This is a genomic window from Rhodococcus sp. RDE2, assembly GCF_020885655.1.
Lineage (GTDB): Bacteria > Actinomycetota > Actinomycetes > Mycobacteriales > Mycobacteriaceae > Rhodococcus > Rhodococcus pyridinivorans.
Genome location: NZ_AP025186.1, coordinates 1,593,442 through 1,615,277, shown reverse-complemented (window position 1 = coordinate 1,615,277; position 21,836 = coordinate 1,593,442). Strand labels below are relative to the sequence as shown.

18 protein-coding genes and 1 riboswitch are annotated in these 21,836 nt (G+C 66.0%); of the genes, 10 read left to right on the top strand and 8 right to left on the bottom strand.

What is annotated here, in order from left to right; all coding sequences use genetic code 11:
* Positions 1-17: 17 nt before the first annotated feature.
* The 4 genes from LPH33_RS07605 to LPH33_RS07590 all read right to left on the bottom strand — a co-directional run bounded on the left by LPH33_RS07605 (position 18) and on the right by LPH33_RS07590 (position 3,693).
* On the bottom strand, positions 18-1,190 hold the full coding sequence (locus LPH33_RS07605) for a hydroxylase (protein WP_229567651.1): 1,173 nt from the start codon (positions 1,188-1,190) through the stop codon (positions 18-20).
* 16 nt (positions 1,191-1,206) lie between these two features.
* The gene (locus LPH33_RS07600) at positions 1,207-2,058 is read right to left on the bottom strand and encodes an alpha/beta fold hydrolase (protein ID WP_229567650.1); all 852 of its coding nucleotides are present in this window, start codon (positions 2,056-2,058) and stop codon (positions 1,207-1,209) included.
* 152 nt (positions 2,059-2,210) lie between these two features.
* Complete coding sequence (locus LPH33_RS07595) at positions 2,211-2,930, bottom strand: IclR family transcriptional regulator (protein WP_071934623.1); 720 nt, start codon at positions 2,928-2,930, stop codon at positions 2,211-2,213.
* Between the two features lies 1 nt (position 2,931).
* Positions 2,932-3,693: an IclR family transcriptional regulator gene (locus tag LPH33_RS07590; protein ID WP_229567648.1), complete on the bottom strand. Its 762-nt coding sequence runs from the start codon at positions 3,691-3,693 to the stop codon at positions 2,932-2,934.
* Positions 3,694-3,930: 237 nt separating this feature from the next.
* Between LPH33_RS07590 and LPH33_RS07585 the strand changes: the two genes are divergently transcribed.
* From LPH33_RS07585 to LPH33_RS07570, 4 genes are all read left to right on the top strand, one after another.
* Positions 3,931-4,521 carry a DUF3558 domain-containing protein gene (locus tag LPH33_RS07585; protein WP_071934621.1) on the top strand — a complete coding sequence of 197 codons (591 nt, stop codon included), beginning with the start codon at positions 3,931-3,933 and terminating at the stop codon, positions 4,519-4,521.
* 8 nt (positions 4,522-4,529) lie between these two features.
* A complete protein-coding gene (locus tag LPH33_RS07580) occupies positions 4,530-4,889 on the top strand; it encodes a hypothetical protein (protein ID WP_037215801.1) in 360 nt (119 codons plus the stop codon).
* Between the two features lie 86 nt (positions 4,890-4,975).
* Positions 4,976-5,563: a DUF3558 domain-containing protein gene (locus tag LPH33_RS07575; RefSeq protein ID WP_071934620.1), complete on the top strand. Its 588-nt coding sequence runs from the start codon at positions 4,976-4,978 to the stop codon at positions 5,561-5,563.
* A 24-nt stretch (positions 5,564-5,587) separates the two neighbouring features.
* Positions 5,588-5,950, top strand: coding sequence for a hypothetical protein (locus LPH33_RS07570; RefSeq protein ID WP_229567646.1), 363 nt, complete (start codon positions 5,588-5,590; stop codon positions 5,948-5,950).
* A gap of 311 nt (positions 5,951-6,261) precedes the next feature.
* On the opposite strand, the gene LPH33_RS07565 is transcribed toward LPH33_RS07570, so the two are convergent.
* A complete protein-coding gene (locus LPH33_RS07565; protein WP_229567645.1) occupies positions 6,262-8,064 on the bottom strand; it encodes a TerD family protein in 1,803 nt (600 codons plus the stop codon).
* Positions 8,065-8,230: 166 nt separating this feature from the next.
* Here LPH33_RS07565 and LPH33_RS07560 point away from each other — a divergent pair, with 166 nt between their 5' ends.
* Genes LPH33_RS07560 through LPH33_RS07540 form a run of 5 tightly spaced genes read left to right on the top strand, consistent with a single transcriptional unit; the run spans position 8,231 to position 17,049 of the window.
* Positions 8,231-9,709 carry a DUF3375 domain-containing protein gene (locus LPH33_RS07560; RefSeq protein ID WP_019288152.1) on the top strand — a complete coding sequence of 493 codons (1,479 nt, stop codon included), beginning with the start codon at positions 8,231-8,233 and terminating at the stop codon, positions 9,707-9,709.
* The gene (locus LPH33_RS07555; protein WP_033097366.1) at positions 9,706-10,305 is read left to right on the top strand and encodes a DUF4194 domain-containing protein; all 600 of its coding nucleotides are present in this window, start codon (positions 9,706-9,708) and stop codon (positions 10,303-10,305) included. The genes LPH33_RS07560 and LPH33_RS07555 overlap by 4 nt, the downstream gene beginning before the upstream one ends.
* The gene (locus tag LPH33_RS07550) at positions 10,302-13,610 is read left to right on the top strand and encodes an ATP-binding protein (RefSeq protein ID WP_229567643.1); all 3,309 of its coding nucleotides are present in this window, start codon (positions 10,302-10,304) and stop codon (positions 13,608-13,610) included. Before LPH33_RS07555 ends, LPH33_RS07550 begins: the two co-directional genes overlap by 4 nt.
* On the top strand, positions 13,607-14,815 hold the full coding sequence (locus LPH33_RS07545; protein ID WP_229567642.1) for a DUF3322 domain-containing protein: 1,209 nt from the start codon (positions 13,607-13,609) through the stop codon (positions 14,813-14,815). The genes LPH33_RS07550 and LPH33_RS07545 overlap by 4 nt, the downstream gene beginning before the upstream one ends.
* Positions 14,812-17,049 (top strand): glycoside hydrolase family 3 C-terminal domain-containing protein, encoded by a 2,238-nt coding sequence (locus LPH33_RS07540; RefSeq protein ID WP_160877496.1) that lies wholly within the window; start codon positions 14,812-14,814, stop codon positions 17,047-17,049. Before LPH33_RS07545 ends, LPH33_RS07540 begins: the two co-directional genes overlap by 4 nt.
* 12 nt (positions 17,050-17,061) lie before the next feature.
* Here the strand turns inward: LPH33_RS07540 and LPH33_RS07535 are convergent, their stop codons facing one another.
* The gene (locus tag LPH33_RS07535) at positions 17,062-18,108 is read right to left on the bottom strand and encodes a zinc-dependent alcohol dehydrogenase family protein (RefSeq protein ID WP_160877498.1); all 1,047 of its coding nucleotides are present in this window, start codon (positions 18,106-18,108) and stop codon (positions 17,062-17,064) included.
* Positions 18,109-18,320: 212 nt separating this feature from the next.
* Between LPH33_RS07535 and LPH33_RS07530 the strand changes: the two genes are divergently transcribed.
* Positions 18,321-19,475, top strand: a complete 1,155-nt coding sequence (locus LPH33_RS07530) for a serine hydrolase domain-containing protein (RefSeq protein ID WP_229567640.1) — start codon at positions 18,321-18,323, stop codon at positions 19,473-19,475.
* Positions 19,476-19,581: 106 nt separating this feature from the next.
* On the opposite strand, the gene LPH33_RS07525 is transcribed toward LPH33_RS07530, so the two are convergent.
* Positions 19,582-20,883: an LLM class flavin-dependent oxidoreductase gene (locus LPH33_RS07525; protein WP_160877502.1), complete on the bottom strand. Its 1,302-nt coding sequence runs from the start codon at positions 20,881-20,883 to the stop codon at positions 19,582-19,584.
* Positions 20,883-21,647 carry a 3-oxoacyl-ACP reductase gene (locus LPH33_RS07520; RefSeq protein ID WP_229567638.1) on the bottom strand — a complete coding sequence of 255 codons (765 nt, stop codon included), beginning with the start codon at positions 21,645-21,647 and terminating at the stop codon, positions 20,883-20,885. The genes LPH33_RS07525 and LPH33_RS07520 overlap by 1 nt, the downstream gene beginning before the upstream one ends.
* 55 nt (positions 21,648-21,702) lie before the next feature.
* Positions 21,703-21,794, bottom strand: a riboswitch (TPP riboswitch).
* Between the last annotated feature and the right edge of the window lie 42 nt (positions 21,795-21,836).

Here is a 21,836-nt window from a genome sequence, read left to right as displayed (position 1 = left end):
CACCGTCCCCCGCTTCGTCACATCCGGACGTTCTTCGGGGGTTCGCCGCCGAAGGTGATGGTGCCCGCGGCCTCGTAGATCGGCTCGGCGACGTTCGCGCCGTGCCCGAGGGCGATGTGCATGTCGCGCCAGAACCGCTGGATCGGGTTGTCCATCCGCATCGCGGAGCCGCCGGCATGGGAGACGAGCTTGTCCACGGCAGCACCCGCGCGTCGGGACACACGCGCCTGGTTGCGTCGCACCTCGGCCCGCAGAGCGATGTCGATCGGCTTGCCCGACTGCGCCACCTCGTACAGGCGGTCGATGTCGGCGAGGAACTGCATGCGGCTGGCCTGCAGGTCCGATGCCGCCTCCCCGAGAGCGTGCAGCTGACGCGGGTCGGTCGCAGCGGTGACGCCGCGGGCCGACACACGGGTACGGGTGTAGTTGATCCAGTGTGCGAGAGCACCTTCGGCGGCAGCAAGAGTGCCGGCGGTGATGGCCCCGCTGAACATCGCGTGGAACGGCATCCGGTAGAGCGCCACGTCGCCGCGGCCTGCCTGGCGTGCGGCTGCTCCGGAACCGAGATCCTCGGGGTCGATGAGCCGGTGGTCGGGCACGAAGGCCCCGTCGATCACGACGTCCTTACTGCCCGTGCCCTTGAGGCCGACGACGTCCCACGAGTCGTGGAGGATCGTGTAGTCCTTGCGGGGAATGATGAAGTGACGCAGACCGTCCGGACGGACATTGCCGTCGTCGTCGGTGAGCATGCCGCCGAGGACGACCCAGTCGCACAGGTCGGTGCCCGACGAGAACGGCCAGCGGCCCGAGAAGATCCAGCCACCCTCGGTGCGACGTGCCCGCCCGATCGGAGCGTACGGCGAGGCCACCCAGGTGTCGGGATCCTCGCCCCAGATCTCTTCCTGGACCTGACGCGTTCCCTGCGCCAGTTCGAAGGAGTGGACGCCCACGACCGACGAGACCCATCCGGCCGACGCGTAGCGGCTCCCCACCGCGAGTACGGCCTCGAAGAACTCGCGCGGGTGGAGTTCCGATCCGCCGAAGTCCTTGGGCTGCAAGGTGCGGACGATGCCGACCTCACGGAGGGTCTTGTGAGTGGGCTCGGTGAGGTGACCGATCTTGTCGGACTCCTCGGCCTGGGATTCGAAGAAGTCTGCGAGTTCCTCGACCCGCTGCACCAGTTCGCTCATCGTTGTCTCTCCGGTCTCAGGCGTTCGGGACGGTGTTGAGGACGAAATCGCGCACGACGCAGTTGAATTCGTCGGCGTGCTCGAGCTGCGCCCAGTGGCCGCACCGGTTGAGGAGCAGCAGACGCGAGTCGGAGATCATCGACACCAGGCGGAGGCCGGCTTCGAAGTGCACCACGCGGTCGTCGCGACCGTGGATGACCAGCGTGGGAGCCTTGATCGACGCAATCTCGTCCATCGACGCCTCACCGCGGCGGGGACGACCCAGGCCGGCAGCGAAGTTGTCGAGGTGGTCCTCGCGTGCGCGGGCGTTCTCCGAGCGCTGCAGCACCAGTTCCTCGGTCGCGAACTCCTTGTCGAAGGTCATGATGTCGACCAGCGCGCGCATCGTCTCCGGCGACGGATCGCGGTAGCCGCGGTGCAGAACCTTGAGGCCCTCCGAGGGGCCGTTGCCCGGGCTGAAGATGCGCGGGCCGGGGGCGCCGGCACCCATCGAGACGACGTGCGACACGCGATCGGGGTGGCGCGCAGCAACCTTCAGCGAGGTGGCGCCGCCCATCGAGTTGCCGACGAATGCGGCCTTCTCGATTCCGAGGGCGTCGAGCAAGTGGATCGCGGAAGTGACGTGGTCACGATCCTCGTAGGTGACGGAGTCGGACTTGCCCCAGCCCGGCATGTCGGGCGCGATGACCTGGAAGTCCTCGGCGAGCTGCGCCATGTTGGGGTTGAAGTTGCTCCAACCGGTGGCCCCCGGGCCGCTGCCGTGCAGCATCACGATCGGATGCCCCGTACCTGCCTGGTGCAGATGGATCTTTCCGTGGGGAGTGTCGATGTACCGGCTGGTTTCGGCCTCCGAGAGGTGGGCTGGCATGACTGCCCCTTTCGTCTCAGCTTGTGTGCCGCAAGAAGAGGTGCGCGGCTCTTGGTAACGAGCGTCACATCCCGATCGAAGCCCTTCCATCGGATCGTTCCGATATGCGGCACACTTCGCGAGATTGCCGGAATCCGGTCCGGCAGCACCGTTCAGGAGCTGCGCGAAGTTATTTCACGGCAGGCATCGACGACGAGGTCGCGGACCTCGTCGTATCTCTCCGGCGCGATCCTGGCGGTGGCGCCGGCGATGGCCAGCGCTGCGGGGACTCCCCCGCCCGGTGTGGAGATCGGCGCGGCGAGAGAGGTGAGCCCGTCCTCCATCTCGTCGACGGAGACGGACCACCCTCCTGCCCTGATCGTCGCGAGGTCATCGCGTGTGGGAAGAGTTCTGTTGCGATGCACCGGGAGCTGTTGGGACACCCTGCGGACCGTCGCGTCGTCGGCATAGGCGAGGAGCAACTTCCCCGCCGCCCCGTAGCCCAGGGGCAACGCCCTGCCCAGGACTGCCACCGGGCGCAGTGCGTGTGGGCCCTCCACGGCATGGACGCAGACACGCGAGTCGCCGTCGCGGACGTAGAGGTGCACGCTCTCACGGACCTGGTCGCGCAAGGTCGCCATCACGGGTGCAGCGATGTCGCGGATTCCGATGGACCTGTCGGCGAGTCTCCCCCATTCGACCAGCCGGTACCCCATCGTGTACTCGCCGTCGCCGCATCTGCGAACCAGGCCGAGACGTGCGAGTTCGACGAGGAGCCGGTGCGCCGACGACTTGGGAATGGAGATCTCCTCGGCGAGCGCCCCGAGACGCATCGGCCCGGGAGCGCGACCGAGGGTGTCGACGAGCTGCACGGCCTTGTCGAGAACGGACACCTCAGCCCACCGAACGGAGAGAAGGAGGCAGACCGTCGCTGACGGCGCGCGCCGTGTCGACCACGGCATGGACCAGCGCACCGATGTTGAACCGAGGGCGATGCACCGCGATGCACACGACCGACCGCACTTCCCGAGGCTTCGCGAACACCGGCGACGCGATCCAGTACATACCGTCGGCGCTCTGGACGACGGCTGCTCCGGTGCGCCGGATTTCGCACAGCTCCTGACGCAGACGGAAGGCGTCGTTGTGGTCGTGCTGTGTGCGGGCAGTCAGCTCCGACACCTCGTCCGGGGACATGTAGGCCATGAAGACCGATCCGGGCGCCGAGTTCACGAGGTCCAGGCGCCGAGGAAGGATCCGGCCCGTGCGAGTGGAGCTACCGGCGATGACGTCGGCCAGCACCACGCCGTCCCCGTCGCGGGAGGCCAGGGCAACGGCTTCCCGCGTGCTGGTGTGCAGGTCGACCAGGTGCGGGCGTGCGACGTCCTTGAGGGTTCGAGCGCCGGGGACACCCCAGCCGAGACGCCACAGCCGCATACCCAGGCGGTACTTGCCGCGCGCTGCGCGCTCGACGGCTCCCCACTCCACGAGGCTGGCCAGCATCCGATGGACGGTCGCCGGCGGGAGGCCGGTCGCCGCGCACAGCGACCCGATCGTCTGCTCCGGCTCGGCGTCGGTGAAGCACTCGAGGATGTCGAATGCGCGCCCCAGCACGGATCGACGGTTCTCGTCGGTGACGACAGCGGCGGAGTGGGTCATAGAAGCCTCGCAGTTCGGAACGTCGTTCTACTATTCGGAACGATGCAGACGGTAGATGCGATTGCAGTCACAATCAAACTGATCTTGTGAGACAGAGCACCGACGCCTTGTCGGCGCGGGGAGCGGGAAACGGTCATCGGAGCGCGCAACAACGCGCTCTTGTGACCACTTTGCGCGCCGGGGTGCTCGACCGATCCGTTGTGTTAGCGTCTGCCGACAAATCGATCGGGGGGTCGCATGGGTAGGTGGGGAACAGTCGCGCTCGCAGCACTCGCAGTAGCGACGACGGCGTGCAGTCCGGGTTCGGCGGAGCCGGCCACGAGCGACGAGGCTTCTCCTCCGGCCACCCGCACCCCGCGCATCATCGACGATTCCGGCAGACCACCGGTCACCTTCGACCCCTGCTACGACATCCCCGACGACGTCATGAACGCAGCCGGGTACGACGCGGGGAAGAAGGAAGTCGCGGATTACCCGATGGGTACCCACACCTTCCTCGGTTGTACATACCGAAAGGATGACCACGTCCCCGGAGTCCGGCGAGGCTATAGCCTCAGTATCTTGTCCGGGAATGTGACCCTCGACGAAGAACTCGCGAAGAACGGCTCCATAGCGACCGAAACTAGCATTAACGAACGTCGGGCACTCCTCAAGATCGACCAAGAGAACTCTGCCGCATGCAAATACGTTCTTCAGACCAACTTCGGTGTCGTCTTCTTCAACAGGCTCTACAACAAGGACCACGCAGGAGAAGTACCTCAGAGCGAGTGGTGTTCGCGCATGGAAGAACTCGTTATTTCACTCGAACCGTTCATCGGGAACAAATAGGGAATTACATGCCAGACTTCACCAGGCTTGAACCGCATGTCGTATCCGAGATCTTGAGAATTTGTGAAGTCATGTTGGTGGAGCTGGACGCGTCCAGAGCGAGGGCCGATAACCTCACAGATACGCGAGGTTTCGGTGACTTCGACTCCGCCCAACAACTCGCCGCAGGATACCGCCGTAAAGCTGCAGGCACACCCGAGTCGGCCAGAGAACGCATGCAACAGTTCATCGACGCCCTTCTGCAACTCCGCGACGCTTTCGCCGCCGGCGGAGAAGCATTCCTCGACACCGAAGCCGACTGGGCTCGACAACTCGCCACCACCGACCCTGTCAACGGAGCGGGAAACGGCCATCAGAGCGCGCAATAACGCGCACCGATGACCACTTCGCTCTCCGGAGTACTGCCATCGGTGGTTGTGTTAGCGTCTGCCGACAAATCGATCGGGGGGGTCGCATGGGTAGGTGGGGAACAGCCGCGCTCGCAGCACTGGCGGTAGTGGCGACGGCGTGCAGTCCGGGTTCGGCGGAGCCGGCCACGAGCGACGCGGCTTCCACGTCGGCCACCCGGACCCCGCGCATCACCGACGACTCCGGCAGACCCCCCGTCACCTTCGACCCCTGCTACGACATCCCCGACGACGTCATGCACGCGGCCGGGTACGACGCGGGGAAGAAGGAAGTCGCGGACATGCCGATGGGGACATACACCTACCTGGGGTGCCGATACAAAGGCACCGTCAAGATCCCGGGGGTGCTGGCTCGCTACGACCTCACCTTGTTGTCGGGAAACGTGTCTCTTGACGAGCAGCTTGCGGAGAATCCGACCGGAGCGACACCGACGACCATCAACGGTCGCCCTGCTGCGGTGAGGGTCGATCCCGATCGAAGCCTCACTTGCAGCTACCTGTTGCAGACGAGCTTCGGGGCTGTCATCTTAAACAGGCTTTACCACCCGGATTACCCCGGGGGTCCGCCGATCGAAGAGTGGTGCACCGACTTCGAGGAGTTGGTGTCTTCGATCGAGCCATACGTCACTGATTGAACTGTCGGATCGTCAGGAGACAGCATGTCGTCGCCCTTCGTACGGCTGGAACCGGCTGTGGTCGCCGAGATACTTCGAATCTGCGAGGTGATGCTCGACGAACTCCGAGAGTCCAAGACACTCGCCGACGGCCTCTACGACGCACGTGGATTCGGGGATTTCGAGTCCGCCAAACAACTTGCTGCGGGATATCGCCGCAAAGGTGCTGGAACGCCACAATCAGCGAGCGAACGCATGCAGCAGTTCATCGACGCCCTCACCCAACTCCGCGACGCCTTCGCAACCGGCGGGGAAGCCTTTCTCGACACCGAATCCGATTGGGCCCGCCAACTCGCCACCACCGACCCCGACAGCGGAGCGGGAAATGATCATCGGAGCGCGCAATAACACACACCGATGACCATTTCGCGCGTTCAAGCAGTTGCGTTGTTGTCGGCCGACAATCGATCGGGACCGAATAGGCAAGGGGAACAGCTGATTCGACTTCCATCCGCTCGCAGGTTCGTCATTCGCTACGGTTACGGCAGGTGCAGATAGCAATTTCGCGAGCGGATGCATTGAGAAGGTGCCCCAAGCACCGACACCGACCCCGACAGCGGAGCGGGAAATGGTCATCAGAACGCGCAATAACGCGCACCGATGATCATTTCGCGCTCCCCAGCGCTCAGGCGATCCCCACCCGCGCGACGAAGCAGAGATCAGTCATCGACATCCACGCCGTACCGGCGTGCGAGGGCCGCGAGGTCGTCGTCGTACCCCTGCCCCACCGCGCGCAGCCGCCACTTGCCGGCGCGGCGGTAGATCTCGGCGAGGACCATGGTGCGTTCGGTGGTGCCGGCGTCGAGCACGAACGTCGCGGCGGTGCCACTGTCGCTGTCGACGCCGACCGACACTGCGCCGAGTTCGCCGAAGGTGCGGTTGCCGTCGATGGCCGCGGCGATGGCGATGCGTTCGCATTCGGCGGGAAGCTCTGCGAGATCGACACGGATGCAGTGCTCGCTCGAACCGTCGATGGTCAGTTCGACGACGCCGTCGTCGTAGAGCGGGTTGTTGTAGAAGACGAAATCGTCGTCGGTGTCGACCTTCTCGTCGGCGCCGAGCAGGAAGGCGACGATGTCGAGATCGAATTCGTCGCCGACAGCTTCGGCCTTCCAGGCGACGTTCACGGCCCAGCGGTGACTGTCGGACGGCAGGTCGATCACTTCACCGCGGGACAGCACCGGCGCCGTGAGCCGCGACTCCGCCCGCATGTGCGGGGGCATCACTCCGTTCTCCACTGCGGCATCGACGTCGTCGGGTCGCAGGACGGGCAGCTCGCGCGCCGCGACCCGCGCCATCCGCTTGTCGGCCTCTCCTCCTTCGAGGACCAGCACGTCGGTGACGGTGGCCGTGAAGTTGAGGGCCGGACGGGCACCGAGTTGGGTGAGACGCGAGCGCATCATGACCGCCTGCAGGTGCGTACCGCCGAGCAGCAGCACCTTGCGTCCGGTCCACAGCTTGGGCTTCTGCCCGGTCAGCGCCCGGACCGGGGGCGTCACCGCGACCTGCGGTTCCGGCGGCGGAATGATGTCGACGACCGTCGCGACCTTCGGTTCACCCGGTCGTACCCGTGTCAACAGGTCCTCGAGCTGCTGCTCGCTGATCACGGGAATGCCCTCGGCCATCGCCTTGCGGACCTTGGCCGTCTGCACCGTAGGGTCGTTGCACACCACGACGCTGCTCTGCTTGCTCGCATTGTTCATCACGTCGAGTCCGGCCTCGGTCAGCCGGTTCGCGAGCGCAACATGCGGCGTGACGGTGGAACCGCTGATCACGACCTTCATGCCCTGGACGAGGCCGTCGTCGCCGAGGCGACCCGGGTTCTTCCACCGGCACGCGACCCGCGGAACGGATGCGGGATACACCGACTTGCGGCTGCGACAGTTGACGACGGGCAACGGCAACTGCAGGTTGTCGGCCATCGCGGCGCTGCGCAGGAAGATCTCCGACAGGACCCGCGCGTCGTCGTAGGCGTCGTGCTCCTGCAGCTGCTGGACCTGCCAGTGCTGCGCGAGCGTGGCAAGCCGGTAGTTGGGGACGTCGAGTTCGAGTCGGCGCGACAACGCGAGCGTGCACAGACGGTGCTCCGCCGGCAGCGACGTGCCGGCCCGACGGAACTCGGCGTCGAGGAATCCGTAGTCGAACGACGCGTTGTGGGCGACGATCGTGGCGCCGTCGAGAATCCCGGCCAGTTCACCGGCGATGTCCTCGAAGCGCGGCGACCCGGTGAGGCGCTCCCGCGTGAGGTTGTGGATGTGCACCGGTCCCGGGTCGCAGCCGGGGTCGACGAGGGTCGAGAACTCCTGCTCGACAGAGCCGTCCTCGCGCAACACAAGGGCGGCCACGCTCAGGACCCTGTGGGCGTTGGACCGCACACCCGAGGTTTCGACGTCGACCACCACCCATCGATGGTCGCGGGGCAACGTCACGGCGCCCTCCGCGGGTGCGTGCACTTCGATCACGTCATCCTCCGATCGCTTTCATCCCCCGACGAAAACCGACACGGTCGGACATTGTGGCCCTTGTTACCGACACTGTCGTCACCGCCCCGACACCGAGCCGATCCCGTAGGAGACGGTTGTCGTAGGCGTGTGCCACCATGGGCGCGATCGAAGCGAGAGGGAAGCTGTGTCGACTGCCGACCTGTACCGCCTGACGCGGCTGCGCGATCAGCACGCCGCGTGGACGCTGCTGCGCGCCGACCACGCCCCCGCAATCCTCGGGATGCTGGGACGACACTTCGATCGGGGAACCCGGCGACTTCCCGCCCCCGAACTGTTCGCCCGCCTCGACGCAGACCTGCAGGACCTCCGCGACCAGGGATTCGACCTTCCACGCACCGCCCAGGCCTACTGCGCAGATTGGGTGCGCGCCGGATTTCTGCTCCGACGTGCCGATACGGGCTCGCGCGAAGAGACGCTGGAGCCGACCGAGTCCGCATTCGTCGCACTGAATTTCGTTGCGCAACTGACGACCGACACCAGTTCGATCACGGAATCACGACTGACAACCCTGTCGAGCCAGTTGCAGGCGCTGGCTCGCGATTCGGACCCACGGAGCGAAACCCGTCTGGCAACGCTGCGGGCCGAGCGCGACGCACTCGACCGGCAGATCGCAGCGGTGGAATCCGGCGACTTCCCTGTCCTCGATGGCCCACGGGCCGCGGAACGCGTGTCGGAGATCCTCGCGCTTGCCGGCGAGATCCCCGGGGATTTCGCACGAGTACGGGCCGAACTCGAAGGGCTCAATCGCGAGTTGCGCGCTCGGATCCTCGACGACGAAGGCGACCGCGGCGACACTCTGGGCGAGGTCTTCCGAGGTGTCGACCTCATCGGCAGTTCCGATGCAGGACGCAGCTTCACCGGGTTCTACGACATGATCATCGATCCTGAACGGTCTGCACAGCTCGACGACTGGATCGAGGCGGTACTGACTCGTCCGTTCGCCCGAAGCCTGTCTCCCGAGCAACGTCATCGGTTCCGATCCTTGCTCACCGAGATGGAGGACGCAGGTGGCGAAGTGCATGCGACGATGACGTCGCTGTCACGCTCACTGCGGCATTTCGTGCAGTCCCGCCACTACGAGGAACATCGCCGATTGCAACGTCTGTTGCGCTCGGCGCAACAGCACGCTCTGCAGGTGGCACCCCACCGCAAGCCTTATGAACCGCTCGACCTCGACCTGGTGCGGATCGGCATGAGTATCGAATCGGTCGCGGCATTACAGTTGCACAATCCCGCAGACGATCTGGTGGCCGAACCGGTGGTGTCGCAGACGCCAGGTGAGGTCGACCTCGACGATCTGCGGCGGATCGTCCGCGAATCGGAAATCGACATGGACGAGCTGGTCGGTAGCATAGCGGCCACACTGCGCGTGCGCGGTAGCGCGACGATCGGCGAGGTCCTGCGCGAACATCCCGCAACCCAAGGGTTGGCAAGCGCCATCGGGCTTCTGGTTCTCGCCGTCGAGCACGGACACCGCGTGGAGGGCGATGAGGAGATTTGCTGGAGCTCCCCATCCGGCGTCGAACGGGTGGCCACGGTACGCCGGCATCTGTTCGATCCCACCGATCCTGCCTTCACCACCTTGGAACAGGACAGCCTATGACCGACACCACGACCGGGCTGTATCCCGGCGACACCGGCGAACTCGAACTCGACACCCGGCGCGCATTGGTCCAGCTCCTCAAGGGTCCGCTCATTACCGCCGGCAAGCATCCCGAGGTGTGGCGGACGGTGATCCGCGACGAGCGCGTGCTGCGTTCTCGGTTGGCCGATGTGTTTCTCGATCTCGTCGTCGACGAGGACGAACAGCTCGCATTCACCCGTCCCGCCGAAACCGGCGATCACAAGGCCCCCGCAGTGTTGCGCACCGAGCGATTGACATTCATGGACACCGTGATGCTGTTGTCGCTGCGGCAGCTGCTCCTCCGCGCACAACCCGGTGATCGGGTCATCGTCGATTTCGACGAAATGGCCGGGCAGCTCGAGATGTACCGTGCGGCCACGAGTACCGACCCGGCCGGTTTCCGGCGCAGGGTCAACGCTTCGTGGGAGAAGTTGAAGAAGTACAGCCTTCTCGCGTCGACGTCGACGGAGGGTCGGATGGAAGTCTCTCCGGTGTTGCGGCAGTTGTTCGATGCCGATCAGGTTGCTGCTGTGGAAGCGGAGTTCCGGCACATCGTCGCGGAGAGTCAGCCGTGACGGCCACCCCTCCCCACCCGTCCCAGTTCCGGCTTGCCCGCGTGCAGGTGGTGAATTGGGGAACCTTACACGGTCACCACGACATTCCGATTGCGCGCAAGGGTTTCCTGATCACCGGCGCGTCGGGGTCCGGAAAGTCCACTCTCATCGATGCGATCTCCACGGTGCTCATGCCGGGCGGCAGCGTCCGGTTCAATGCGGCCGCTCAGGAATCCGTCAGTGGATCCGGCCGCAATTTCGTGAGCTATATCCGTGGAGCGTGGCGGCGTGAGGCCGATGCCGACACCGACTCGTTGACTGCTTCCTATCTGCGCACCGGCGCCACGTGGAGCGGGGTCGCACTGACCTATGGCACAGGTGATGGTGCCGCGCCCGTGACGCTCGTCAAGCTCATGCACCTGCGGCGTGGAGCCAACGCGAACAACGATGTCTCTCACCTGCATCTGATCTTCGATTTTGATTTCGACCTGATCGATCTCGAGCCGTTCGTTGGCCGCGGTATCGACACCCGGGGCATCCGAAAGCGTTGGCCCGGGGCTACTGTCAATCCCAGTTACACGGCGTTCGCTCGCGCCTTCCGCGCGAAGCTGGGCATTTCGTCGGAGGCGGCCCAACGGTTGTTGCACCGAACACTGTCGGCCAAGAGTCTGAACAGTCTCGATCAGTTGCTGCGCGACTACATGCTCGACGAACCCGACACCTTCGCGATGGCCGATCGCGCGACGTCCCAGTTCCGCGACCTGCGCGAGGCGCACCGTGTCGTCGTCGACGCGCGTCGGCAAGTCGAGGCACTCGATCCCCTTGTCGGTCTCGCGGAGGTTCGCCGCCGAGGCCTCCAGCAACAACGCGAACTACAGGAAGAGAACGACCACCTCGACGCCGTGCATGCCCGGATGACGGTGGATCTGCTGCGAGAGAAGCTCGACGAGACCTACGCACAGATCGGACTGTTGCAGACTGCCGTCGACAAGACCTCGGTCGAAGCCGAGCGCGCGGCCGAGCGCACCCTCGATCTGCGGGTGCGGCTCGAAACCACCGACGGTGGACGGTTGTCCACTCTCAGGCTGCAACGCGACGCGGCGGAAGCCGACCTGACTCGGACCGTACAGTCACGGAGCAGGTTCGACACCGCCGTCGGATCGTGGGAAGCAGAGGCACCGACCACCGCTGAGGAGTTCGCGCATCTGCGAGCCCAGCTCGAAACGGAGTTGCGTGAGCTCGACGCGACAGTCGGTACACGCAGAAACGATGTGTACGAGGTGGTGCGAGCACTCGGCACACTGCGTTCCGAACACCGACAACTCATCGCCGACCGAGAGCTGCTCGCCCGGCGACGCTCCAATCTCGATCCCGCTCTACTGCGGATACGCGAACTGGTCTGCACCGCAGCTGGTCTCAGCGAAGACATGTTGCACTTCGCGGGCGAACTCCTCGAAGTGCGCTCCGAGCATGCCGAGTGGACCGGCCCCATCGAGCGCGTACTCGGCGGGCTTGCTCGCACGATGCTCGTACCCGACGAATATTATTCACGCGTTGCAGCAGTGGTCGACGCGCAGCATCTCGGCACCCGGTTGGTGTACCGCCGGGTGCGTACTCGTTCCGGCCGACCTGCCACCCCGGCGAGCGGTGACGAATCGCTGGTTCGAAAACTGGACGTGCGGCCGGGACCGCTCGCAGCGTGGCTGCAGCACCACCTCGCCGAGCGTTTCGACTATGCGTGCGTGGCGACCGTCGACGAGCTGAGAGGTGTGCCGCGCGGCGTGACCCGGGCCGGTCAGGTCAAGCACGGCGGCGAGCGGCACGAGAAGGACGACAGGTACCGCGTCGACGACCGCAGCCGATGGGTGCTCGGGTTCGACAACGAAACCAAGCTCTCCGATCTGCGTCGCCGCATCGGCGAGGTCGAATCCGAGATCGCCCGCCTGCAACGTCGGCAGGAGTTGCTCGAGCACGCAGAGTGCACGGTACAGCAGCGTCGACACGCGGCGGAGATCATCCTCGACACGACCTGGGCCGACATCGACGTCGAAGCGGCCGAGGCAGCGGTTGGCGCGATCGAGCATCGACTCGAGGGATGGTTGCAGGGCAATGCCGAGTACGCCTCGCTCACGCTCGATCTTGCCCGTGCGGAAACCGAGGAGAAGGAGGCCCGCGCAGCGTATACCGCAGCCGGATCCGGTCTCGAACGCCACCGTGGCGATGTGGAGCACACTCGGCAGCGGCTTGCAGAAGTGGAAGCACACGCCGATTCGGCGGTTCCCGACGGGATCGACAAGCGCATCCGCGCACGCTTCGATGCTGCCGCACGTCGACCGACGAGCGAGAACATCGACCGGTTACTGCATACCGTCGGACGAACCATCACGGACGAGCACCGTGCGGCGCTCACGAGAACCACGGACGCCGAGCGGCGCATCACCGCGATCCTCACCGCCTATCTCGCCGAATGGGAGTCACGACGCGCCGAGATGCGCTCCGACGCAGAGTACGTAGACGATGCTCTCGCGGTGCTCACTCGACTGCGCAACGACGGATTACCCGCATACGAGGACGAGTTCTTCCGGCTACTCAACGACCAATCGAGCCGCAACATCGGAGAGCTGGCCCGCGCGATCCGCAGGGCACCGGGCGAGATCCGTTCCCGTATCGAGCCGGTGAACGAATCGCTCCGGCGTTCTCCGTTCGACACCGACCGGACTCTGCGGATCGATGTGAAGGATCGGCGTTCGCCTGCCGCGGCCGATTTCCTCGCGGAACTGCAGCGCATTGTCAGCGGCTCGTTCAAGGAAGAGGACCGGGTCGCCGCCGAGCAACGGTTCGAACAGATGGAGCGGATCCTCGAACGCCTCGACTCGGGCGAACCCGCCGACCGGCGCTGGCGGCAGTTGGTACTGGACACCCGCCTGCACGTCGGCTTCATCGGAGTCGAGGTCGACGGGGAGGGCGTGGACGTCAATTTCCACGACTCCAGCTCCGGCCTGTCGGGTGGGCAGGCCCAGAAACTGGTGTTCTTCTGTCTCGCCGCCGCCCTGCGCTATCAGCTGGCGGCATCGGGGGAAGAGTTGCCGCGCTACGGCACGGTGATCCTCGACGAGGCATTCGACCGTGCAGATCCTGCGTACACGCGGCGAGCACTCGACGTGTTCACCCGATTCGGTTTCCATATGGTGCTCGCGACGCCGCTGAAGTTGCTGCAAACCCTCGACGATTACATTGATGGGGTGGCCGCGGTGAGCATCAGGGACAAGAAGTACTCGCAGCTGGCCTTGTTGCCGATCCGCAGCGCGGAGGAGCCCCGCGAGTGAGTACCGTGTGCGTGCCGCCGTCAGCCGTAAGTACCAGGGCAGAGACGGCCTACCGGAATCGTCGCAGCAAGTGGGTGGCCGATCCAATTGCAGCCGAATCCGATTCACTGTCGATTGCGTTGCACCCACCCTCGGAACGACAGGTCGCCGAAGACCCCGACGCTGTGATCGCATGGGTTCGCGTCTGGCAGACGCGGCGTGGGATCGGTCGGGTGCACTGGGAGTCGCGTCGTTGGCCCAGTTTCGGCACGCAGGATGTGCCGGTGCGGGTCGTGTTTGCAGGTCCCGGTGAGATTGCTGCCGCGGCAGGCCACACGTCCGAGTGGCACACTCTCACCGCGAGGCGGATGCAGTTGGTCGAGGCCCTGTCACCTGGCACTGCCGCGCTTCCCGGCGCGATCGCGTCGAGCCTTTCACGGTGGCTCCAGTTCGACGAAGCGGACTTCACACGACTCGTCGGCGTGGTCCGATGGCTGGCAGACCACCCGGCTTCGGGGCTGTTCATTCGGCAGCTGCCGGTACCCGGTGTCGATACCAAGTGGATTTCGCGTCATCGCGGACTGGTCGAGTTGCTTCTGGAAGGCGCCATCGGACGCCGCGACCTCGGTGTTCGTTCGGTGCCGCGGCTGTGCCACGTTGCTGTCTGCGATCGCACAGCGCTCCCCTCGATGCCGAAGCATTTCGCGGCGCCGCTGGACGAGCTCGCCGCGTTGCCGCTCCGCACTGAACGCATACTGGTTCTCGAGAACAAGGAGGGTCTCCATGCGCTGCCGCATCTGCCGGGCACCGTTGCCGTACACGGCAGCGGCTACGCAGTGCACGAACTGACCGCAATACCCTGGCTCGCCGACTCGGATGTCGTCTACTGGGGTGATCTCGACACGCACGGCTTCGCGATTCTCGACCGCTTCCGCGCGCACCTACCTGACGTGCGCAGTTTCCTCATGGATCTCCACACCCTGGAAGCCTGGACCGCTCTCGCGGTACCCGAACCGTCCCCCAGCTCGCACGTACCGGCACGACTGACGCCGTCGGAAGCCGAGGTCTTCACGCGACTACGCGAGGAAGGACTCCGCCTCGAGCAGGAGCGGATCCCGTGGCCACACGTGATGGAGGAACTTGCACGCTCTTTCGGTGGCAAGATCGGACATCGCCGAGGCTCGACCACGGTGGACCCGACCGCACTCGGAAGAGGAACCTCATGACCGAACCGGCCCCCCGCGCACCCTTCGAGACCGTGGCGCAACTGACCGTCGAGGAGAAAGCGTCGCTCATGAGCGGCCTCGACTTCTGGCACACCGAACCCGTTCCGCGCGCGGACATTCCCTCGGTCATGCTCACCGACGGTCCGCACGGCGTGCGCAAGCAGACCGCGGCGGGCGATCATCTCGGCTTGAACTCGTCCGTCCCCGCGACCTGCTTCCCGCCCGCCGTCGCGCTGGGATGTTCCTTCGATCCGGAGCTGGTCGAACGGGTCGGCGCAGCACTGGGCGCGGAGGCCACGGCGCTGCAGGTCGCCGTTCTGCTCGGGCCCGGCATCAACATCAAACGCTCGCCACTGTGCGGGCGGAACTTCGAGTATCTGTCGGAGGACCCGCTGATCTCCGGTGTCCTGGGCGCCGCGCTCGTGCGCGGCCTGCAGTCGCAGGGCGTCGGTGCGTCGCTCAAGCACTTCGCGGCGAACAATCAGGAGACCGACCGGATGCGGGTCTCCGCCGATATCGACCCGCGGCCGTTGCGGGAGATCTACCTACGCGCCTTCGAGCGGGTGGTGCGCGACGCGCAGCCGTGGACGGTGATGTGCTCGTACAACCGCATCAACGGCGTGTTCTCCTCCCGCAACCCGTGGCTGCTCATCGACGTCCTGCGCGACGAGTGGGGTTTCGAGGGGCTGGTCGTGAGCGATTGGGGTGCCGTCGACGACCGCGTGGCGTCCCTCGCCGCCGGTCTGGATCTCGAGATGCCGTCCACGGGTGGTCGTACGGATGCCGAGATCGTCGCGGCCGTCCGGGCGGGTACGGTCGACGAGTCGGTGCTCGACCAGGCGGCTTCACGAGTGATCGAACTGGTGCAGAAGGCCGTCGCCGCGGCCGATCCCGAGGCGACATTCGACGCCGATGCGCACCACGCCCTCGCCCGCGAGGTGGCCGGCCAGAGCATCGTCCTGCTCCGCAACGAGAGCGACCTGCTCCCCCTCGCCGCCGATGCGAACGTCGCGGTGATCGGCGAACTCGCCCGCACTCCGCGCTACCAGGGCGCCGGTTCGTCCCGTATCGAACCGACGCGCCTCGACAACGCGCTCGAGGAGATGCGCTTGCTGTCCGGTCGCGACGTGCCCTTCGCTGCCGGTTACACGCTCGACGGATCGGACTCGGCCGCACTCGTCGAGGAAGCAGTCGCGCTCGCCGGAAAGGCGGAGATCGCGGTCGTCTTCCTGGGTGTGCCCGCCGAACTCGAATCCGAGGGTTTCGACCGCGACGATCTCGAACTACCGCACAGCCAGATCGCGCTACTCGACGCGGTGCTGGTGGCGAATCCGAACGTCGTCGTCGTGTTGTCGAACGGTGGTGTCGTGCGGTTGAGCGGCTTCGCCCACCGTGTTCCTGCGATCGTCGAAGGGTGGTTGCTCGGGCAGGCCGGTGGCGGTGCCGTCGCCGACGTGCTCTACGGGCAGGTGAATCCGAGTGGACGACTCGCGGAGACCGTCCCGATCCGTCTCGAGGACACTCCGGCGCACACGAACTTCCCGGGCGAGCACGGCCACGTGCGGTACGGCGAAGGGTTGTTCGTCGGATACCGCTCGTACGACGCGCGACGCCTCGAGGTCTCGTTCCCGTTCGGTCACGGCCTGTCGTACACGACGTTCGAATACGCCGATGCCGCAGTGGAATCCGACGGCGATCTCACGGTGCACGTCACCGTCACCAACACCGGTGAGCGTGCGGGTGCCGAGGTCGTGCAGGTCTACGTCGGTGTGCCCGACTCCTCGGTCGCGCGGGCGCCGCGAGAGTTGAAGGGATTCACCAAGGTCCGTCTGGGACCCGGTGAATCGCAGCGGGTCGCCGTGCATGTGCGACGCGACGACCTCGCGTACTGGGACACCCGCGTCGATGCTTGGGTGGTCGAAGGCGGCACGTACAGCATCGAGATCGGCGCATCGAGCCGCGACATCCGGCAGACGCTCACCGCCGACGTGAAGGGCGACGCGGTGCGGATTCCGCTGACGATGGAATCGTCTCTCGGAGAACTGTTCCAGAACCCCGAGGCGGCCGAGATCGTCCTGCAGGCGTTCGGTTCGATGGGTGGCGACGTCGGGATCGACGAGAGCGTCCTGAAGATGGCGGCGTCGATGCCGCTCGGTCGCCTCGCCGGATTCGCTCCGGGGGTCGAGCCGGAGCAGATCCAGCAGCTTCTCGATGCGGTCAACCAGCAGGAGTGAGGGCAGGGTCGGTCACGAACCGGCGGTGAGGAGCACCTTCAATGCGCCGGTTTCGCCGGCGCGGGAGAACACGTCGTAGGCCTGTTCGAACTCGTCGAGCGCGAACCGGTGCGTGATCATCGGTGACGTGTCGAGCTGACCGCTGCTCACGAGACCGATGAGGGTGGGCGTCGAATAGGTGTCGACGAGGCCGGTGGTGATCGTCAAGTTCTTGATCCAGATGTCCTCGAGGTGCAGCGTCGCGGGCTTGCCGTGCACGCCGATGTTGGCGACGTGCCCGCACGGCCTGGCGAGCGCGACCGCCTGCTCGAACGTCTCCGGATAGCCGACGGCCTCCATCGTGACGTCGGCGCCGAGACCTCCGGTGAGATCGCGGACGACCTCCGCCACGTCGTCGCGACCGCTGTTGACCACGACGTTCGCCCCGAATGCCTTCGCCGCTTCGAGGCGGCTGTCGGCGAGGTCGACGGCGACGATGCGACTCGGACTGAACAGTCGTGCGGCGAGGATGGCGGCGAGCCCGATGGGGCCGGCTCCGATGACGACGACGACGTCCGCCGGTCGGAGACGGCCGTTGAGAACACCGACCTCGTAGGAGGTGGGCAGGATGTCGGCGAGCATGAGCATCTGTTCGTCGCTCACGCCGTCGGGGATCCGGTGGGTCGAATTGTCGGCGTACGGAACTCGGACCAGTTCGGCCTGGGTGCCGTCGATCAGGTGCCCGAGGATCCAGCCGCCGCCTCCGAGGCATTGCCCGTAGCGGCTCTCGCGGCAGAACCGGCACGTGCCGCACGCTGTGACACACGAGACGAGCACGCGGTCGCCGGGCGCGAGTGTCTGCACTCCGTCGCCCACCTCGACCACGGTTCCGACGGCCTCGTGACCGAGGATCCGTCCGTCCGTCACCTCGGGGACGTCGCCTCCGAGGATGTGCAGGTCGGTGCCGCAGATGGTGACCGCGTCGACGCGCACCACGGCATCGGTACTGTCCTTGATCGTCGCGTCGGGAACGTCCTCCCACGATCGTTTCCCCGGCCCGTGGAACACCAGTGCCTTCATGATTCGACCTCCGAACACGGATTCGGTCCCGCTCCAGGATGACACGAGGGACACTGCGATCGGAATCGTTCGGAGAGGGTGAAAAATTCACCTCTACAGCGGGAAATGTCCGAGTTCGTGACACCATCACAGAATCCCCTGTTCTTTCGGGGACCACCGATCCCGAATCCACACCGTCGCCGACCTCCACCGAGGCGGCTCAGCCCGAGTACGTGGCCGAGCTGCAATCCACCGTGGAGCAGTTGATGCGCGACAACGCCGTTCCCGGCGCGGTGGTACAGATCAGCTCCCCCGACCGCGGCGATTGGACCGGCACGTTCGGCACCTCCACCATCGACGCCGACGACCCGATCTCCGCCGACGACCATTTCCGTATCGGCAGCAACACGAAGACGATGACGGTCACCGCCGTCCTGCAGTTGGTGGAGGAAGGTCGACTGTCGCTCGACGACCCGATATCGAAGTACGTCGAGGGTGTCCCGAACGGCGACACGATCACCATTGCGCAGCTCGCCGACATGCGGAGCGGCCTGTACAGCTACAGCTTCGACCCGGAGTTCAACGCGACCCTGGACCGCGAACCCGAGAAGGCGTGGACGCCGGAGGAGTTGCTCGCGATCGCGTTCTCCCAACCCGTGAACTTCCCACCCGGAGAGCAGTTCGAATACAGCAACACCAATACGGTGCTGCTCGGACTCGTCGTCGAAGAGCTGACCGGGATGCCGATCGCGGAGGCGTTCGACGAGCACATCTTCGTCCCGCTCGGATTGGCGGACACCTCGTTCCCGGCGAACGATGATTCCTCCATTCCCGATCCGCATCCGCAGGGCTACATGTTCGGCACCAACGTCTCCACAATCGACACCTTCGCATTGCCGGAGGACGAGCAGGCGGCCGCGGTCGCAGGAACGTTGAAGCCGAACGACGTGACAGACGACAACCCGTCGTGGACGTGGACCGCGGGCGCTGCGATCTCCACCGTCGACGACATGACGACCTACGTGAAGGCGCTGGTCGGTGGCGGTCTGCTCGACGAGCAGATGCAGCAGACCCGGCTCGACAGCGTGCAGTCGGTGGGCGGTGGAACCGCCGGCTACGGCCTCGGCATGGCGCAGTTCGGTCCGTTGCTCGGACACGACGGTCAGCTTCCGGGCTTCATGACCTTCATGGGCCACGACCCGGAGACCGACCTGACGATCGTCATCGCGACGAATCTGTCGACGGTGCCGTCGGGTGAAGGTTCGGCGCTGACCCTCGTCAAGGGCATCCTGCCGATCTTCTACGGTTCCAGTTACCAGCCGCCGGGCGACCCGGCACGGGCTCCCGGAGCGGAGGAGAGCACACCCGCGCCGACACCGGGAGGCTGATCGTACCGGCCCGCCGGCAGCAGGCGCGTCGGGCTGCTCAGGAGCGCGAAACGGTCATCGGCGCGCGCTACAGCCCGCTCCGATGACCGCTTCGCGCTCTTCTCCGCTATATGGACTTCAGACCGAGCGAGTCGCGCAGGGTCGAGCCGGGATATTCGGTCCGGAACAGGCCACGACGCTGCAGTTCCGGGACGACGAGGTCGACGAAGTCGTCGAGGGAATCCGGATAGGCGGGGCACATGAGGTTGAAGCCGTCGCAGGCGCCCGCGGTGAACCATTCCTCGATGCTGTCGGCGACGGATTCGGGGGTGCCGATCATCGTCGCGTGACCACCACCGGCAGCGAGGTAGCCGAGCAGTTCGCGCAGGGTCGGGCGGCGGGTCTCGATGATGCGCTGCACCGTCGCGTAGCGCCCCTGCGGCCCGGTGAACTCCTCGATGGGTGGCAGGTCGGCGACGGGAGCGTCGAGGTCGTGGCCGGTGTAGTCCTGACCGGTGAAGACGCCGAGCTGGGTGACGGCGGCATCGACGTCGAGGAGCGCATCGAGTTCCGCCTTCTTCGCCCACGCCTCCTCCTCGGTGCGACCGACGTAGGTGACGAGTCCGGGCAGGATGGCGACCGTACCGGGATCCCTGCCGGCCGCGGCGACCCGCGCGCGCAGGTCGGTGGCGTACTCGATCGCCGCGGTCATGTCCCACGCGACGGAGTAGACGGCCTCGGCGTGGCGGGCCGCCAGGTTGCGCCCGGTCTCCGACGCCCCCGCCTGGAACAGCACGGGTCGGCCTTGCGGGCACCGCGGCACGGTCAGCGGACCGTCGACGCGGAAGTGCTTGCCCCGGTGATGGATCGGACGGATCGCGTCGGAGTCGAGGAATCTGCCACCCGTCCGGTCGACGAGAACACCGCCGTCCCACGAATCCCACAGCGCGCAGAGCACCTCGATGAATTCCTCTGCCCGCGCGTACCGTTCGGCGTGCGGTGGCAGGGAGTCGAATCCGTGGCTGCGGGCTTCCTCGTCGAACATCGAGGTGACGATGTTCGCGCCCACCCGTCCCCCGCTGATGTGGTCGAGCGAGGCGAGCATCCGCGCGGCGTGGAAGGGCGTGAAGAAACTCGCGGAGACTGTGGTGACGAGACCGATGCGCTCGGTCGCGCGCGCCATCGCCGACAGCGCGGTGAGTGGTTCGAGGAACCACGTGGTGCCTGCCGTGTACTTCGGGTTGACGCTGTGACCGTCGGCGAAGAACACCGCGTCGAGGCATCCGCGTTCGGCAGTGCGGGCGAGTTCCTCGAAATACGCGATGTCGCCGAGACGTTCGGCCGCGGAGTCGGGGTGCCGCCACGCCGACGAGTGGTGCCCGACGCCGTAGAGGAAGGCGTTGAGGTGAAGGGTGCGTGGTCCGGTCATCAGTTCATCACCAGTCCCCCGTCGACCACCAGGTTCTGTCCGGTGACGGCCCGCGACCAGTCGGAGGCGAAGAACAGCACCGCGGCCGCGAAGTCCTCGGGGGTGGTGACCTTCCGCAGCGGCGTCGACGACGCGATGAGGTCGAACACCGCTTCGGGTGTCGCCGACGACGCGTCGGTCGTGCGCAGCAGACCACCGGAGACCATGTTGACGCGGACCCCGTCGGGGCCGAGGTCGGCGGCGAAGGTGCGGGTCAGCGACAGCAACGCCGCCTTGGCGGCGGTGTAGTCGTGGTACGGGACGACGGGGTGCTGGAACAGGTTGGTGCCGATGTTGACGATGCTGCCGCCGCCGGCTTCCCGCATGCCCGGTAGCGCTGCCTGCATGACGTTGACCGCGCCACCGATCACACCGTCGAACTGGGCCCCGAACCGGTCGTACCCGATCTCGTCGGCCTTGGGCCGGGCGTCGCCGTTGAACGAGAAGTCGGGCAGGGCGTTGTTGACGACCGTGGTGACGGGTCGCCCGAAGTGCTCGCGGGCCCGCGCGAACAGCGACTCGACCTCGGCGCGGTCGGTGACATCGGCCTTCAGAGCGACGGCCCGCTCGGGTCCGATCTTGTCGGCCAGTTCGTGCGCGCTCTCGCCGCTGCGCCGGTAATCGAGAACGACGGCGGCTCCTTCGTCGGCGAACGCCTGCGCGATGCTGTGGCCGAGGCCGCGACCGGCACCGGTGACGAGGACGATCCGGTTCTGCAGTGACATCTTTCTGTGCCTTCCCTGTGTCGGGAAGGGTGCGTGAGGGCGACAGACCTCAGGCCTGTCGCCGGCTCGGCATCCCTTCGCTCGCATAATCGAGATCAGGTTCGACGGGTGTTCTCTCAGCCGTTTCCGGCACCCCGTGTCGAGTCCTGCGGACAGGCTACACGGCACCGGTTCGGTCTTCGAGAGGCG

What these genes read in the sequence shown, in the direction of transcription:
- LPH33_RS07605 (WP_229567651.1), bottom strand. Translation starts at nt 1,190, where the DNA reads ATGAGCGAACTGGTGCAGCGGGTCGAGGAACTCGCAGACTTCTTCGAA.
- LPH33_RS07600 (WP_229567650.1), bottom strand. Translation starts at nt 2,058, where the DNA reads ATGCCAGCCCACCTCTCGGAGGCCGAAACCAGCCGGTACATCGACACT.
- LPH33_RS07590 (WP_229567648.1), bottom strand. Translation starts at nt 3,693, where the DNA reads ATGACCCACTCCGCCGCTGTCGTCACCGACGAGAACCGTCGATCCGTG.
- LPH33_RS07585 (WP_071934621.1), top strand. Translation starts at nt 3,931, where the DNA reads ATGGGTAGGTGGGGAACAGTCGCGCTCGCAGCACTCGCAGTAGCGACG.
- LPH33_RS07580 (WP_037215801.1), top strand. Translation starts at nt 4,530, where the DNA reads ATGCCAGACTTCACCAGGCTTGAACCGCATGTCGTATCCGAGATCTTG.
- LPH33_RS07575 (WP_071934620.1), top strand. Translation starts at nt 4,976, where the DNA reads ATGGGTAGGTGGGGAACAGCCGCGCTCGCAGCACTGGCGGTAGTGGCG.
- LPH33_RS07570 (WP_229567646.1), top strand. Translation starts at nt 5,588, where the DNA reads ATGTCGTCGCCCTTCGTACGGCTGGAACCGGCTGTGGTCGCCGAGATA.
- LPH33_RS07555 (WP_033097366.1), top strand. Translation starts at nt 9,706, where the DNA reads ATGACCGACACCACGACCGGGCTGTATCCCGGCGACACCGGCGAACTC.
- LPH33_RS07540 (WP_160877496.1), top strand. Translation starts at nt 14,812, where the DNA reads ATGACCGAACCGGCCCCCCGCGCACCCTTCGAGACCGTGGCGCAACTG.
- LPH33_RS07535 (WP_160877498.1), bottom strand. Translation starts at nt 18,108, where the DNA reads ATGAAGGCACTGGTGTTCCACGGGCCGGGGAAACGATCGTGGGAGGAC.
- LPH33_RS07525 (WP_160877502.1), bottom strand. Translation starts at nt 20,883, where the DNA reads ATGACCGGACCACGCACCCTTCACCTCAACGCCTTCCTCTACGGCGTC.
- LPH33_RS07520 (WP_229567638.1), bottom strand. Translation starts at nt 21,647, where the DNA reads ATGTCACTGCAGAACCGGATCGTCCTCGTCACCGGTGCCGGTCGCGGC.